Origin of the sequence: Streptomyces sp. NPDC057702 (assembly GCF_042799315.1) — a bacterium.
Taxonomy (GTDB): domain Bacteria; phylum Actinomycetota; class Actinomycetes; order Streptomycetales; family Streptomycetaceae; genus Streptomyces.
Window position 1 is genome coordinate 1 of record NZ_JBHVJC010000002.1, and the last position, 14131, is coordinate 14131.

The window sequence follows — 14131 nt, forward strand, 5'->3', positions numbered from 1 at the left end:
GGGCTCGGACGTCCGACCGAGCCCCGCGCGGGCGACTCCCCCCAGCGCGTCAGCGGCGCGGCTGGGAGGTGACTCCCGGCCCTGTCACGGGCCTCCCCTTGGCTCGCGGGCGGGACGGGAGCGGGGCGTAGGACGTCGACGCGCATCGAGTGATCGGCGTGCGCCGACGCCTTCGCCATGGGCAGGTCGCGCCGGCGGCGGTGGTTGCGCCGCCGGCGCGGTGATGTGGGGTCAGCGCGGGCTGCTCCCCCGTCGGCAGCCCGCGCGAGGAGAACACGACGGTGTTCGGGCTCTCCTGACCCGTCCCCCGGTTCCTGGTGACGGTGTGGCACGGCGGTGGCGTGTGACGCCTCGTCGCCTCACGAGGGCGGACGACCTCCAGGGGTCGTGGACCCTCGGGGCGCGACCGCCGCGGACGCGGCCCCCCGCACGCGTCCCGTCACGCCCGTCACCGCGTCGAACGGACCTCGGGCGGTATGCCGCCGGTGTCCGCGGCGGACACGCCCGCCAGCAGCTGGGCGTCGATGACGGAGTCCAGATGGTCCTTGAGCCACTGGTTCGGCCCCGGCGGGCCGGTCGGCACTGGGTTCGCGACGGAGCCCGCGTGCGCACGTGTCATGTCGTCCTCCAGAGGAGCGAGTTGACGCGCCAACTGTAGCACGACCGTCCGTTCATATTTCACCGGCGCGCCGGAGCGTCAGCCCGCGCGAACCCAAATGTAAGCGAACGGTCGTGCTAGCATTTTGCCCACTGTGATCGCATCGGGAAGGCATGTCATGGACCCCGCGACGTCCCACGTCAATGTGGCCCTGAGTGACGAGGGGCAAGAGCTGTTCGACCTCTTCCGGCGACCCCAGGGACGCAGCAGGCCACGACCCGACGAGCGCACGGCGATGGAGAGCGCGCGCCGGGGCCGACTGAGCGTGGACGGCAAGGCGGTGACCACATACGCCTGGGGCGACGGGGAGCGCCCGGTGCTCCTGGTGCACGGCTGGGAGTCGCGCGCGTCCCGGTACGCCAAGGTCATCGCACGGCTGCTGGAGCTGGGCTACAGCCCGGTCGCCTTCGACGCGCCGGGGCACGGTGAGTCCGAGGGCGACAGCACGACCCTGGTGGAGTACCGCGAGATCATCGGCGAACTCCACGCCACGCACGGCGCGTTCGAGATGATCGTGGCCCACTCCTTCGGAGCCACCGCCTCCTTCCTGGCCCTGCGGGAGGGGGTGCGCGCCACCCGCGTGGTGGCGGTCAGCCCCGTCCCGGACTTCACCTACGTGGTCGACGCGTTCTGCGCGCGCACCGGGATGAGCCCGGAACTCAGGGCGGAGTTGCGGCTGCGCGTCGAACGGGACCTGTACCCGGGCCAGGCGGATCTGTGGACACGCTTCTCCGTCCTCCACCGGGCCGCCGAGGTACGCCTACCACTCCTGCTGGTGCACGACGAGGACGACGAGGCGGTCGACCCGGAGCAGACGCGGCGCATCGCCGCCGCCTTCGGGGAGCGCGCGCGGGTGCTGACCACCCGCAGGTTCGGCCACCGGCGCATCCTGGGCGCCCCGCAACTGGTGGCGGCCGTCGCGGACTTCGTCACGGCCGACGGCGCCGAGATCGGGCACCCGGTCCAGGAGGTGGCCCGATGAGCGGTCTGCTGGCGGGCAAGCGCATCCTGGTCACGGGCGTCCTGATGGAGTCCTCGATCGCCTTCCACACCGCCCGGCTGTGTCAGGAGCAGGGCGCCGAGGTCGTGCTCACCGGCTACGGCCGGCTCAGCCTGGTCGAGCGCATCGCCCGTCGACTGCCCCAGCCGGCGCCGCTGATCGAGCTCGACGTACAGAACCAGGGGCACCTCGACGGCCTCGCCGACCGCGTCCGCGAGTCCGCCTCCGGGGACGGGCGGCTGGACGGCGTGGTGCACTCCATCGCCTTCGCGCCCAGCGACGCGCTCGGGGGCAACTTCCTGTCCACCGGCTGGGACTCGGTGGCCACGGCCGTGGAAGTCTCCGCGTACTCGCTCAAGGCCCTGGCCATGGCCTGTCTGCCGCTTATGCGCGAGCGGGGCGGGGCGATCGTGGGGCTGGACTTCGACGCCAGCACGGCCTGGCCCGCGTACGACTGGATGGGGGTGGCCAAGGCGGCGCTGGAGTCGACCTCGCGCTACGTCGCCCGCGACCTGGGCCCGCACAACATCCGCTGCAACCTGGTGGCGGCCGGGCCCATCAAGACGATGGCGGCCAGGTCCATCCCGGGGTTCGAGACGTTCCGGCAGGTGTGGGAGACGCGCGCGGCGCTCGGCTGGGACCTCTCCGATCCGGAGCCGGCCGCCCGCGCGGTGGTCGCGCTGCTGTCGGACTGGTTCCCGCGCACCACGGGCGAGATCGTGCACGTGGACGGCGGCGTGCACGCCATGGGGGCGTAGGGCGCACCGGGCGCGAGAGGGCGAACGCGCGGCGACCCACCCCCCGTGGTGTGGGCCGCCGCGCGGGTTCCGGTGCGCGGACGCGGGGGTCAGGGCGCCTCGGGCAGCAACGCGGGGTCGGTGGCCACGGCACGCAGTCGGCGCGCGATCGCCTTGGCCGCCATGTCGTAGTACGTGGTCTCGTCGTGCAGGACGGACTCGGCGTTGGCCATCTCCATGAGGGCGACCATCTCGAAGACGAGCTGCGGCACGTCGGTCTCGTCCACGATCTCGCCGGCGTCCTGGGCCTCGCGCACGGTCTGTTCGAGGTAGCTGAACCAGTTGGTGCGGGCGGCGGCCAGGATGTCGTGCACCTTGCCCTCGCGGGCGTCGTACTCGGCCGAGACCGAGTAGAAGAAGCAGCCGCCCGGGAAGACCCGCTCCCGGGAGTAGGCCAGCCAGCCCGTACACACCCGCCACAGTCGATCGATGCCCGGCGGCAGGTCACGGGCCGGTTGGACGACGTGCTCCAGGTAGACCTTGATGGCCGCCCGGACGGTGGCCAGTTGCAGGTCCTCCTTGGAGCCGAACAGCGCGAACACGCCGCTCTTGCTCAACTTGAGTTCGCTGGCCAGCCGCCCCAGGGAGAGCCCTTCCAGGCCCTCGACGGAGGCGATCTCCACGGTGCGCTTCAGGATCGTCTGACGGGTCTGGTTTCCGCGTGCGATCCGCCCGTCGATGTGTGTCGCCGTCGCTGCCATGCCCGCGTCTACCTACTTTCCGGTGCCGGACCCTCGTGGTCACCAGAGCCTGGTCGTGCTGGTGGGGGGACCACCCAGTGTAGCCAATGTGCGGACGACCGTGCGGTTTGCGTACGGAGGGTTCCGACGGGCTCAGTCCGCCGAGGCCGTACGCGCGTCCGCCGCGTCGAGGGCGCCCGGGCCGCCGTCCACGAAGTCCAGCACCGTGCGCACCACCTCGGCGTCCCCCAGGATGCGGCGGTGCCCCAGCTCCCTCGTGGTGATCAGGCGGGCCTGCTCGCCGAACGCGCCGGCCAGCCGCCGCCCCTGCGCGACGACGATCCGGGTGTCGTCCTCGTCGTGGATGACCAGCAGCGGCGCCCGCACGGTCCGCGTCGCGTGGGTCGCGGAGAAGGGGGTGCGGTCGCTCGGGAGGTCGGGGAAGAGCCGCGCGTCGACCTGGCGGCGCAGCTGCTCCTGGAGCGGGTCGCGCACCTTGAGCGCGGAGCAGAACTCCTCGATCAGGTGGTCGAAGTCGCAGACCCCGCTGATGGTGACGACGCGCTCCGCCCTGACCCCGCCGTTGAGCGCGTAGAACGACCCGAGGGCGCCCAGCGAGTGCGCGACCAGCCCCTCGAAGGTGCCGTACCGGTCGTGCAGGGAGGTGATGATGTCGCGGTAGTCGAGGATGGTGGTGCTGCGGCCGGTCGCGTCGCCGTGGCCGGGGGCGTCGAAGGTCAGGACGCTGTAGCCGCGCTCCAGGAGCCCGGGGACGAACTCGGACAGCCGCGAGCCGCGCGACTGCCAGCCGTGCACCAGCAGGACGGGGCGGGTGCCGTCGCCCCATCGGTAGGTCACCGCGCGTCCACTGGCGACGTCGAGGCGCTCGACCGTCGCCGTCGCGAACAGCTCGCGCTCGGCGCCGCGCATCTTGCTGCGCGCGAACGGCATGTGGAAAAGGCGGAACGCGCCAGCACCCGCCAGCCGCCCGGAGACCCGGGAGACGGCGTTGAGGGTGGTGCTCGCGACTGCCTCGATGGCGCTCATGCCCGCAACTCCTCGATCGACGTCTAGAGCCTGCTATCTTAGCACGATCGTACGTTTAGTTTTGCCTGGTCAGACGCCCTGTGCACCACCCGACCACGAGGCGTGGCGACGGGTTGGGACACGAGGGGCGACCAGTGCCCGCGACGCCGAGGAGACGCACATGCCCACCCCCGTCTGGTTCGCGCCGTGGAGGCCCGGACCGGCCGACCGGAATCCGACGGACGGCGACCGCGAGGCCGTCCTGGTGAGCGTCACCGAGTTCACCGCGCACCGGCCCTGGACCGCGCTCGGCGTGAGCGCGGCCGGCCTGGCGCTGCGCCGGACCTGGCCAGAGGTGGCGGGCGCGGTCGGGCTCTGGCTGTGGACGGGGCGGGACCTGGCGCGCCCGCGCTCCGGCTCGGTCTCGGTCTGGCGCGACGCGGCGGCGCTCCGGGACTTCGTGGCCCGCCACGACCATGTCCGGATCATGCGCGACTACCGGGACCGGGGCACGTTGCGGTCGACCACCTGGCGGGCCGCGCCCTTCGACCGGGAGGTCACCCTGGCCACCGCCATGTCGCTGCTCACCGGGGCGGTGGCCTGGCCACGGGCGCGCGCGGACGGCGAGCCCGGAGCCCCGCCCCGCCTGGCCTGACGCGCCGCCCCGCTCCGGGCGCCGGCTGGCCCCCCGGGTGACGGGACCACCGGCGGGCACAGGACACCGGCGCCCGACGGGGAATGCCGTCGGGCGCCGCTCGCTGTGGCCGCGCGGGGCGGCGCTGGGGCGTGCCGGCGCGCCCCCGTGGGTGGCCCTTAGACCACCGGAGCCGGGTAGGTGGGGTACTCCACTCCGGAGGCGTGCTGGACGACCCGGATGACCTGGCAGGAGTAGCCGAACTCGTTGTCGTACCAGAGGTAGAGGATGGCGTCGTCGCCCTCCACCTTGGTGGCGCCGGCGTCGACGATCGAGGCGTGGCGCGAGCCGATGAAGTCGCTGGAGACCGCGTCGGGGGCGCTGATGAAGTCGATCTGGCGCTTGAGCGGCGAGGTCAGCGAGACGTTGCGCAGGTAGTCCAGGACCTCCTCGCGGGTGGTCTCGCGGGCCAGGCGCAGGCTCAGGATCGCGATCGAGACGTCCGGCACCGGGACGCGGATGGAGCTGCCGGTGATCCGCGCGTCCAGGTCGGGCAGCGCCTTGGCGACGGCGGAGGCCGCGCCGGTCTCGGTGATGACCATGTTGAGGGCGGCGGAGCGACCACGTCGGTCGGACTTGTGGTAGTTGTCCAACAGGTTCTGGTCGTTGGTGAACGAGTGGACGGTCTCCACGTGCCCGCGCAGCACGCCGTACTCGTCCGCCATCGCCTTCAGCGGCGGGACGATGGCGTTGGTGGTGCAGGAGGCGCAGGACAGGATCTGCTCGTCGGGCTTGATCGTGTCGTGGTTGACGCCGTGCACGATGTTGGGGACGTCGCCCTTGCCCGGCGCGGTCAGGACGACCTTGGCGATGCCGGGGCGCAGGTGCTGCGAGAGCCCCGCGCGGTCGCGCCACTTGCCCGTGTTGTCGACGAGGATGGCGTCCTTGATGCCGTACGCCGTGTAGTCCACCGCGGCCGGGTCGTCGGCGTAGATCAGCTTGATCTCGTTGCCGTTGGCGATGATCTTGCTGTTCGCCTCGTCGACGGTGATCGTGCCCTGGAACTGGCCGTGGATGGAGTCCCGACGCAGCAGCGACGCGCGCTTGACGATGTCCTGGCCCGCTCCCTTGCGGACGACGATGGCGCGCAGTCGCAGGCCGTTGCCCGAGCCGGCCTTCTCGATGAGCAGGCGGGCGATGAGGCGGCCGATGCGACCGAACCCGTAGAGCACGACATCGCGCGGCTCACGGCACTCGATCTTGTTGGCGCCGGTGGCCCCGGCGACGGCCTCGGCGGTGAACTCCGCCACCGACAGGCCACGGTCGTCGGTGCGGTGCAGCGCGGCGAGCATGCCGATGTCGATCTGGGACGGGCCGAGATCGAGCGCGGCGAGCGCCTGGAGGAAGGGCAGCGTCTCGGTGACCGAGAGCTCCTCGCCGGCTATCTGCCGCGCGAACCGGTGCGTCTTCAGAATGCTGACCACCGATTTGTTCACCAGGGAGCGGCTGTGCAGCAAAACGGTCACGTCCCGCTCGCGTTGCAGCTTCCCGATGATCGGGATCATCGATTCCGCGATCTCCTCGCGGTTCTTCCAGTCAGTGAACGAGTCCTCATTGACAGTCACAGATTTATCTTTCGAGCTAGGCGGTGCTCACATGTTAGCCCTCCGACGTTTGGCTGGGTCATTCGGTGTCAGTGAGATGCGCCATGCGGGCACGGAGTGCCCTTCGGCGGCGGGGTGCGCGTACGCGGGGGCCGGGCGCCTCGGGCAGGGGCCGGCGGCCGGGCGGGGCAGGACGGCCGAGCGGGGGCCTCAGGCCGGAGGGCCGGGGGGCCGGGCGGGCCGGGCGGGCCGGGCGGGCCGGAGCCGGACGCGTCGGGGCGGGCGGATGTCCGGCGCGCCGGGCTGGTGGTGGCGGGGGCCTCGGGAGAGGGCGCCCGCCCGGCTACTGGCCCAGTTCGCGCAGGTCGGTTCGGGTGAGGGTGGTCGTTTCCAGGAGGTAGGTGATCAGGTTGTGGTTGAGCGCGTTGCCGACCGGCGGCGGGATCTCCTCCTCCAGGAGGCCGGCCACTCCGTACTCCCGGCTCATCCGTCGGCGCACCAGGGAGACGATGTGCGCGGCACGCTTGGCGGTCCACCGCTCTCCCGGGCGCAACTCGCCGAGCTCGAAGGCGACCTGGCCCCATGTCAGTGGCTGCGGGTAGGGGTCGGCGCGTAGGTAGCGCTGCGCCAGGCAGGCGAGTACCAGGCGCTCGTCCCGGCCGAGCTCGCGTACGTCACCGTCGTAGGTGGTCGCCTCGCTCGGCGCGCACGGGTTGCCGGGCCGGTGCGCGGCGGCGGTGACGCGGACCTCCAGCAGGTGTTCCTGGCGGGCGGAGACGATGAACAGCGGGGTGTACCCGGCCGACAGCTCCGCCCGGTTCCCGCCGAGGATCAGACGCGCGCCCGGTAGGCGGATGGGCAGGTTGCCGGTGTTGCGCAGCACCCAGCGCGAGGACTCGCGGGTGATCAGCCCTTGGCGGCGGCTGACGCGCGGGTCCGCGGCGCCCACACAGATGTGCACGTCCGGCTTGTTGCGCCCGAACATCAGCGGGAAGTTGGCGTCGGGCGCCACCGACATGCCGCCGTCCGCGCCCAGGACGAAGAGCGTGCCCGGGCGCGCCACCGGAGCCGTGCGGCTGAGGCTGCCGATGTCCGACGGCAGAACGCTGACCTTGCTCGTCATGGTGCCAACCCTTCCTGTTCGAAGGCCCCGACCCTAGGCACCGGCGTCGGGGAGGGGTCCCGAAACGCCACGGAACCGCTGACGTCCACCGGGTAGGGGGCCGGGCCGATCAGCGGGCGGTGCGGGTGGGGGCCGTCCCACTTCTCGGCGCCGTCCACCAGCACCCGACACCTGACCGCCGGCGTGGGGGCGGTCAGCCGCAGCCGCCAGTCCACCCGCCCGCCCTCGCGCGGCACCTCCACGGACCGCTGCCAGGACAGCGGCACGTCGCGGAGCGTGGTGAAGCGCCCGTTGACGGCGTAGGAGAGGGAGATCAGCGGCCCGTCGCCGGTGATCACGAACCGCACCACCACGGGCTCGGGTCTCGGCCGCGGCGAGGGGCCGGCCGGCGTGGCGGTGGGCGGGGCTCCCGGCCCGGGGCCGGCCAGGGACGCGGTGGGGCCCGGGCCGGGAGCGGGCCCGCGGCCGGGCAGGCCGAGGGTGAGGGCCACACCGCCCGTCAGGGTGAGGGCGCCCGCGCCGAGCAGGAGGCGTCGCGGGGGTCGGCGGCGGGCGGGCACGGGCGGGTTGGCGGCGGTGCTCGCCTCCGCGTCGATGGCCCTCATGATCGGCTGGGGCAGCCAGCCGACGTCCCAGCGGGCCGGGGGTGGCGTCAACGCGGCCAGCCGGTCGGCCAGTTCGGCGGCGGTCGGCCGGGCGGCGGCGAGCTCGGCGCGGCAGGCCGACAGCAGCTGGCCCAGTTCCGGGTCGCCGCCGTGGGGCTCGTCCCGGGCCGCCCCGTGGCCGGCGGCGTGCGCCAGGGTCAGGCCGAGCGAGTAGACGTCGCTGGGCGGGCCGGCGGTGCCGGCCACCTGCTCGGGCGACATGAAGCCGGGGGAACCCGCCACGCCGGTCCGACGCGTGCGGGCCGCGATGCCGAAGTCGATCAGGCGCGGGCCGTCGGCGGTGAGCAGCACGTTCGCCGGTTTGACGTCCAGGTGGATGACGCGCGCCCGGTGGAGGGCGGCGAGCGACTCGGCCAGCCGCGCGGCCAGTTGACGCAGCACGGCCGGCGGCAGCGGGCCGAACCGTTCCACGGCGTCGCGCAGCGAGAGGGACGGCAGGTACTCGGTGGCCATCCAGGGCACGGGCGCCTTGGGGTCCGCGCCCAGCAGGGCCGGGCTGTGCGCGCCGCCGACCTCTCGGGTCAGGGCCACCTCGCGCTGGAAGCGGGCGCGGTGCTCGGGCTCGCGGGCCAGTTCGGCGTGCAGGGCCTTGACCGCCACGGCCCGGCCGCCGGGCGAGCGGCCCAGATACACGGTGGCCGTGCCCCCGCTACCGATGCGCGCCAGCACCGCGTACGCCCCGAACCTACGGGGGTCGCCTCGTTCCAACCGCTCCATGTGCGCCCTTCCCGGCTACGAGGGTGGCTCGACGGCCTCGACGTAACCGCCCGGGGTGCTCAGGAGCACCAGTCCGGCGACGGACACGGCCCGGGAGCCGGTGACCGACTGCGTGTCGGGGGCCGTCCAGGCGCCGTAGGTCCAGGTGACGTGGCCGTCGGCGGCGTCCAGCGCGTACACGGTCTGCTCGGGGCCCTGGGCCCACAGCGTGCCGCCCGCGAGGTGGAGCGTGTCCGACTCGGCGATCATCGGGCCGGGCCGGCCCAACTGGCGCGACCACACCTGGGCGCCGGTGCGGGCGCGCAGCGCGCGGACGCGGCCGTCGACCTCGCCGACATAGAGCATGCCGTTGCCCGCGTGCCGAACGGAGCTGCGGTAGTCCACCGGGTGGCGCCAGGCGGTCGAGCCGTCGTGGGCGCGCAGCGCGTGGACCGTGCCCAGGACGTCGCGGGCGAAGACCAGTCCGTCGCCGACGAGGCCGTAGCTGGGGGCTTCGGGCAACTCCCGGCGCCAGCGCGGCCGTCCGCTGCGCGCGTCCAGGGCGTCCAGCGCGTCGCCGCCCACCGCCACCACGAGTCCGGCGCCCGCGCTCACGGCGGTGCCGGGTGAGCGGGCGCTCCAGCGGGGGCGCCCGTCGCTGGCCGCCAGCGCGCGCACCTCGTCGTCGACGCGGAAGCAGACCACCGGGCCCGTGGCGACCGTGCCCGAGGCGAAGAACGGCACGCGACGTGTCCAGCGCACGGCCCGGGAGAGGGGGTCCAGGGCGCGTAGGACGTACGGTTCGGTGCTGCTGGGGGGCCGGCCGTCGAAGAGGTACACCGCGTCGTCGCCGGTGGAGATCGCCTCGCCGTAGGTGTGCTGGTCGGTGGCGCGCGTCCACAGGACCCGGCCGGTGCGCGGGTCCAGGGCGCCGGCGCGCTCGCCGCCGTCGGCGGCCACGACCGTCGCGCCCACCGGGTACAGCCGTGGTGAGGCGCGGTCGCGGAAGATCCGGGTGCGCCAGCGCCGGACGGCCACCGGGTGTCGGGCGGACGGGCCGGAGCGCACCGTGGGAGGCGTGGGTGAGCTGGCGGAACCCGGCGCGGTGGGCCCGGGGTCGGGCAGCCGGTCACGGGCCAGCGCGAGGGCGCCGCCGGCCAGCGCGACGCCGGCCACGGTCAGCAGCAGCGCGCGACGGTCCCGGGGCGCCGGTCCCGGCGGTCGCGGGGCGTCCTTCGCGGAGGGCGGTGGGGTGAGGGTGGTCCCCGGGTCGTACGCCGGCGCGTGCGCCACGGGCCCCCGGTGCCGGTCGCAGGCGGCGAGCGCGGTGTGCGCGTCGACGAGCTGGGCCAGCTCCGGCGGCAGCCAGCGGGTGCCCCGCACCGACTCTGCGGGCTGCCCCAGGCGCCTCAACAGCACCTCGGCGGTCGGGCGTTGTCCGGGTTTGTGACGCAGACACGACGCGATCAGGGCGCGCAGCCCGGCGTCCTGGATGCCCGCCAGGTCCGCCCGGGCCTGGCGGACGCGTACCAGCGTGGCCGACCGGTCCACGTCCGCGAACGGCTCCCGCCCGGTCGCCGCGTACGCCAGCACCGCGCCGAGCGCGAAGACGTCGCCCTCCGGGCCGGCGCGCTCCCCCGCCGCCGCTTCGGGCGACATGAAGCCCGGGGTGCCGAGCAGGGCGCCGGCGGCGGTGATGGACGTCGCGTCGTCGGGCAGGGCGATCCCGAAGTCGATGACGCGCGGGCCGCTGACGCTGAGCACGATGTTGCCGGGCTTCAGGTCGCGGTGGGCGAAGCCCGCCCGGTGGATGGCGGCGACGGCCTCGGCGAGCGCGGCGGCCAGCAACCGCACCGCGCCCGGCGGGAGTTCGCCGAAGCCGTCGACGGCCTCGCGCAGGGTGGGGCCGGGCAGGTGCTCCATGGCCAGCCACGGCGGACTGGCGTCGGGGTCGGCGTCCAGCAGCGGGGCGGTGAAGGTCCCGGTCACCCGGCGGGCGGCGGTCACCTCGCGGCAAAAGCGCGCCCGGTAGCGGGAGTCGCGCCCCAGGTGCTGGCGTACGACCTTGACGGCCACGGTACGACCGCTGGGCGCGTGCCCGAGGTAGACGACGCCCATGCCGCCCGCGCCGAGGCGGGCCGTCAGCCGGTAGGACCCCACGCGCCGGGGGTCATCGGCTCGTAACGGCTCCACCGGGCGCCCCCTCCACCGTGCGGGCGCCGTGCGCGACCGACCACGCAGCCGTCACCTCGCGCACCCCGCCCACCGCGTTCCCTCGTCAGGACATCGCCGACTGTAGCCGGCCACTGGCGGCGGCGGGGCACCCTCCCGCGCGGGCCGACGGGCCGGGCCGAGGGCGGACACCTCATCGCCCGCCGAACCCGGATGGGCCGCCGGCGGATCGGGGTCCCGGTGGGACGTGCGGGGCGCGCCGGACCGGCGGATGGCGTGGCCGACTCCGGCACGAGCGGCCGCGGGCGAGCAGGCGGGCGCGGCGAACGCGGCGGGTGGCGCCGGCCGGTGACCTCGGGTGACGTTCACCGCCGCGCCCCGGCGGCCGACCCCGGCGGGGGCGCGGGGCGGGCCGGGCGGCCTGGGCGGTCGGCTCCGGCGGCGGGCGGTCCCCCAAGGGGTGCCTGCCGCCGATGCCGTGGGCCGCCAGGGCGGTGGGTCAGACGCTGCGGGCGGTCGCGGGGAGAAGTCCGAGCTCCACGGCTCGGGCCCCGGCCTGGAAGCGCGAGTTGGCTCCCAGTTCGCGGATGATCTCGGCGACGTACCGGCGGTAGGTGCGCACCGACATGCTCAGGCCGCGCGCCGCCGCCTCGTCGGTGCGGCCCGAGCTGAGAGCCAGCAGAATCCGGCGCGCGGTGTCGCTGCGCACGTGCTCGCTCAGCCGTCGGTAGTCGGTGAAGGCCGGGCTGTTGGTCCAGGAGACCTGGAAGAGCGTGCGCAGGTTGCGCAGCACGTCCGGCGCCCGGACCACGGCGGTCCCGCCGACGGCCGGCCCGGGGCGCGACCAGGCCACGCCCACCGTCCCGTCGGCGAGCACCGCCTCGTGCAGCGGCTCCCTGACCAGGCGTACGTCCACGCCCGGCGCGTACGTGTCGAGCAGCTCCACGAAGGAGCGGTGCTCCAGCAGCCCGAGGCCGGCCAACAGCCGGGCCTCGACGCCCCGGTCGACGGCCTGCCCCAGGCGCGGGACGATGCGGGCGGCGGCGCTGTCGCCGCACTCGGAGAGCACGATGGCCAGCGACCGCTCCGCCGAGTCGATGGCGCGCTCCACCGCTCCGGTCCCCTCGGCGGGGTCCAGCGTGGCCAGGAGCTGCCCCTCGGCGTCGCCCCGGTCGGCGACCGACTCGAAGAGTCTGCGGGTCTGGACCAGTACGCGCTCGGTACCTTTGGCGGAGATGCGGCTCGCCGCCGATAACGGCGGACCGGTGGGGCGTCGCGGGACGGGAACAGTGGGTTCAGGGCCTCCGAAGGATTCCACGGCGCTGTCGGCTTTGTTGACAGAGGTACTCGGCACAGCTCCCCCTCAACACGGCCCCTGTGACGTCGTAACGTTCCCGCTGTCGGGGTGGGGCCATGATCTCGGACATACTCCGTGCGGGGAATTCCCCGAAGGAATCAGCGGGGAAACAGCGGTGCGTTACCTGCGGCCTGTGCATTGGTCGGAACCGCCTTCACGCTTCCCTGTTCCGCATTCCGCTCATTCATGGACGCGCGACCGGCGACTGTCGCACTTCCTCTCCAGAAACTTCCCCACCGTGACAGTGACACTACTCAGGCGATACATGAAAAGTCAAATACTTCGGACAGGCATTCCTGACGAAATAGCCATGGGTCAGCGGGTGAAATTCCGCTGGCCCGACACGCGGGAATCGCGCGCCTCAGTCGACGCCCGCCCCGCACGTGGCCCGATGACCGCCGGCATTGGCCAGAGGGTCATCGCGGTCACGACAAGACAGCGCCGTTCGGGCTCACTTGGGCAAGCGAGGCGGGCAGTGCCCACTGCCGCGCCAGGCACGTTCGACGACCGACTCCCCGGGGACCACCAAGGCGCCGCGAACGCCACCGACCGCCCCGGTGGTGGCTCGTCTACCGCTCGCTCCGCTTTTTGGAGCGAGCCCGCACCGAGGTGCGCCACCCGGGGCAGCCGAGCGGAGTTCAATGGCACTGTGCCGAGCCCGATCCACCCGAAACAAGGGTGGGATACGGGCCGAAAATCCGCCCATCAATATGCCCGAACGGGCGTCAAAACCCGCCCGTTGCGAGGAAACGACCCGCCGCCGCCTTCCGCTTTCTGCCCGAACCGGGCGCCCGAGGCGGGGAGACGGACACGCATTCCACTCAGCAAGATAGTGACATACATCACACCACTCTCGGATACCGGCGGTGAGCTGGGCCGATGCCGGGCAACAGGTCGAAAGAAAGCTGTCAGCAACCTGTCACTTCCACGCACAGGCCCCACACCGATCTCGCCCGGCGCATTCCCACAGGCGGTGCCCCACCGTGCCCGAGGCGGATACCGGACGAATGAGCACCTCGCTCATCACGCCCCACCCGCGACGCCCGCCCGGAGAGCGGGACGCCACCCGGCCACCGCCGCTCGACGTCGAACCGGGGTGGCGGGAGCAGCCGACCGCCCAGCGCGGGGCCGCCGACAGGTCCGCACCGGCCCCGCGTCACCGCCGGGTTCGCCGACCGGGACCAGCCAACGCGGCCGACGCGCCCGCGCGAGGGGGCCGCGCGAGGGGGCCGCTCGCGCACCCGCCGTGCCGCGCGGGGCCGCTCAGCGCCCGGTGCCCGGCCGCGCGCGGTCCCGTGTGCCGATGAGCGGAACGTCGAGGATCGCGGTGCTCGGTGGCGGGCGGGCCGGGAGGCGGCACCGACGGCGCGGGCGGGCGCGCGATCCCCCGTCCGCTGCCCGCGCCCACCGCGACTCCCGTACCACGCCCGCTCTCCGCCCGGAGCCCACGCGGACGGCGCCGGCCCACGCCCCCGGGCCCGAGCGGCCGGGCACCGCCCCGCGTACCCCGGCCCCACACGGCCGATACCGGCCCGCCGGTGAGTAGTTGTTGAGCAGTTCCTGAACTGGTGGTGGGGCCGGGCGGCGGCCGACCATGGACACCCGGGCTCGCCGTACCGAAGCGGCGGGACCAGCCCGCACCGACGACTCATCCGGCGCGCGACAGAGGAGGTCCACCCTGGCCCACCCTGCCCTGGACACCGCGCCTCACCCGAGAGT

At 73.9% G+C, this 14131-nt stretch carries 11 protein-coding genes; 3 read left to right on the forward strand and 8 right to left on the reverse strand.

The genetic code is table 11. The annotated features are described in order from the left end of the window. Positions 1 to 448: 448 nt before the first annotated feature. Complete coding sequence (locus ACFVFR_RS01405; protein WP_383696837.1) at positions 449 to 619, reverse strand: hypothetical protein; 171 nt, start codon at positions 617 to 619, stop codon at positions 449 to 451. Between the two features lie 157 nt (positions 620 to 776). Here ACFVFR_RS01405 and ACFVFR_RS01410 point away from each other — a divergent pair, with 157 nt between their 5' ends. Both ACFVFR_RS01410 and fabI read left to right on the forward strand, forming a co-directional pair. Further along, a complete protein-coding gene (locus ACFVFR_RS01410) occupies positions 777 to 1640 on the forward strand; it encodes an alpha/beta hydrolase (RefSeq protein ID WP_383696840.1) in 864 nt (287 codons plus the stop codon). Then, positions 1637 to 2416 carry an enoyl-ACP reductase FabI gene (gene fabI, locus ACFVFR_RS01415; RefSeq protein ID WP_383696842.1) on the forward strand — a complete coding sequence of 260 codons (780 nt, stop codon included), beginning with the start codon at positions 1637 to 1639 and terminating at the stop codon, positions 2414 to 2416. The genes ACFVFR_RS01410 and fabI overlap by 4 nt, the downstream gene beginning before the upstream one ends. Positions 2417 to 2505: 89 nt before the next feature. Here fabI and ACFVFR_RS01420 read toward each other — a convergent pair whose 3' ends face one another. Together ACFVFR_RS01420 and ACFVFR_RS01425 are read right to left on the reverse strand one after the other, a co-directional pair. After that, positions 2506 to 3156 (reverse strand): TetR/AcrR family transcriptional regulator, encoded by a 651-nt coding sequence (locus ACFVFR_RS01420; RefSeq protein WP_383696845.1) that lies wholly within the window; start codon positions 3154 to 3156, stop codon positions 2506 to 2508. A gap of 132 nt (positions 3157 to 3288) precedes the next feature. After that, positions 3289 to 4182 (reverse strand): alpha/beta hydrolase, encoded by an 894-nt coding sequence (locus tag ACFVFR_RS01425; protein ID WP_383696848.1) that lies wholly within the window; start codon positions 4180 to 4182, stop codon positions 3289 to 3291. Between the two features lie 160 nt (positions 4183 to 4342). On the opposite strand from ACFVFR_RS01425, the gene ACFVFR_RS01430 reads away from it, so the two are divergent. Continuing rightward, positions 4343 to 4816, forward strand: coding sequence for a hypothetical protein (locus tag ACFVFR_RS01430; RefSeq protein WP_383696850.1), 474 nt, complete (start codon positions 4343 to 4345; stop codon positions 4814 to 4816). A 158-nt stretch (positions 4817 to 4974) separates the two neighbouring features. On the opposite strand, the gene ACFVFR_RS01435 is transcribed toward ACFVFR_RS01430, so the two are convergent. The 5 genes from ACFVFR_RS01435 to ACFVFR_RS01455 form a co-directional block, all read right to left on the reverse strand. Beyond that, positions 4975 to 6420: a glyceraldehyde-3-phosphate dehydrogenase gene (locus tag ACFVFR_RS01435; RefSeq protein ID WP_383696852.1), complete on the reverse strand. Its 1446-nt coding sequence runs from the start codon at positions 6418 to 6420 to the stop codon at positions 4975 to 4977. Positions 6421 to 6742: 322 nt separating this feature from the next. Then, positions 6743 to 7522: an FHA domain-containing protein gene (locus ACFVFR_RS01440; protein ID WP_383696854.1), complete on the reverse strand. Its 780-nt coding sequence runs from the start codon at positions 7520 to 7522 to the stop codon at positions 6743 to 6745. Then, the gene (locus ACFVFR_RS01445) at positions 7519 to 8904 is read right to left on the reverse strand and encodes a protein kinase (RefSeq protein WP_383696857.1); all 1386 of its coding nucleotides are present in this window, start codon (positions 8902 to 8904) and stop codon (positions 7519 to 7521) included. The genes ACFVFR_RS01440 and ACFVFR_RS01445 overlap by 4 nt, the downstream gene beginning before the upstream one ends. A gap of 15 nt (positions 8905 to 8919) precedes the next feature. After that, positions 8920 to 11043 (reverse strand): serine/threonine-protein kinase, encoded by a 2124-nt coding sequence (locus ACFVFR_RS01450; RefSeq protein ID WP_383696859.1) that lies wholly within the window; start codon positions 11041 to 11043, stop codon positions 8920 to 8922. A 511-nt stretch (positions 11044 to 11554) separates the two neighbouring features. After that, complete coding sequence (locus tag ACFVFR_RS01455; protein WP_383696862.1) at positions 11555 to 12409, reverse strand: hypothetical protein; 855 nt, start codon at positions 12407 to 12409, stop codon at positions 11555 to 11557. Positions 12410 to 14131: the final 1722 nt, after the last annotated feature.

What these genes read in the sequence shown, in the direction of transcription:
- ACFVFR_RS01425 (WP_383696848.1), bottom strand. Translation starts at nt 4,182, where the DNA reads ATGAGCGCCATCGAGGCAGTCGCGAGCACCACCCTCAACGCCGTCTCC.
- ACFVFR_RS01420 (WP_383696845.1), bottom strand. Translation starts at nt 3,156, where the DNA reads ATGGCAGCGACGGCGACACACATCGACGGGCGGATCGCACGCGGAAAC.
- fabI (WP_383696842.1), top strand. Translation starts at nt 1,637, where the DNA reads ATGAGCGGTCTGCTGGCGGGCAAGCGCATCCTGGTCACGGGCGTCCTG.
- ACFVFR_RS01445 (WP_383696857.1), bottom strand. Translation starts at nt 8,904, where the DNA reads ATGGAGCGGTTGGAACGAGGCGACCCCCGTAGGTTCGGGGCGTACGCG.
- ACFVFR_RS01430 (WP_383696850.1), top strand. Translation starts at nt 4,343, where the DNA reads ATGCCCACCCCCGTCTGGTTCGCGCCGTGGAGGCCCGGACCGGCCGAC.
- ACFVFR_RS01405 (WP_383696837.1), bottom strand. Translation starts at nt 619, where the DNA reads ATGACACGTGCGCACGCGGGCTCCGTCGCGAACCCAGTGCCGACCGGC.
- ACFVFR_RS01440 (WP_383696854.1), bottom strand. Translation starts at nt 7,522, where the DNA reads ATGACGAGCAAGGTCAGCGTTCTGCCGTCGGACATCGGCAGCCTCAGC.
- ACFVFR_RS01410 (WP_383696840.1), top strand. Translation starts at nt 777, where the DNA reads ATGGACCCCGCGACGTCCCACGTCAATGTGGCCCTGAGTGACGAGGGG.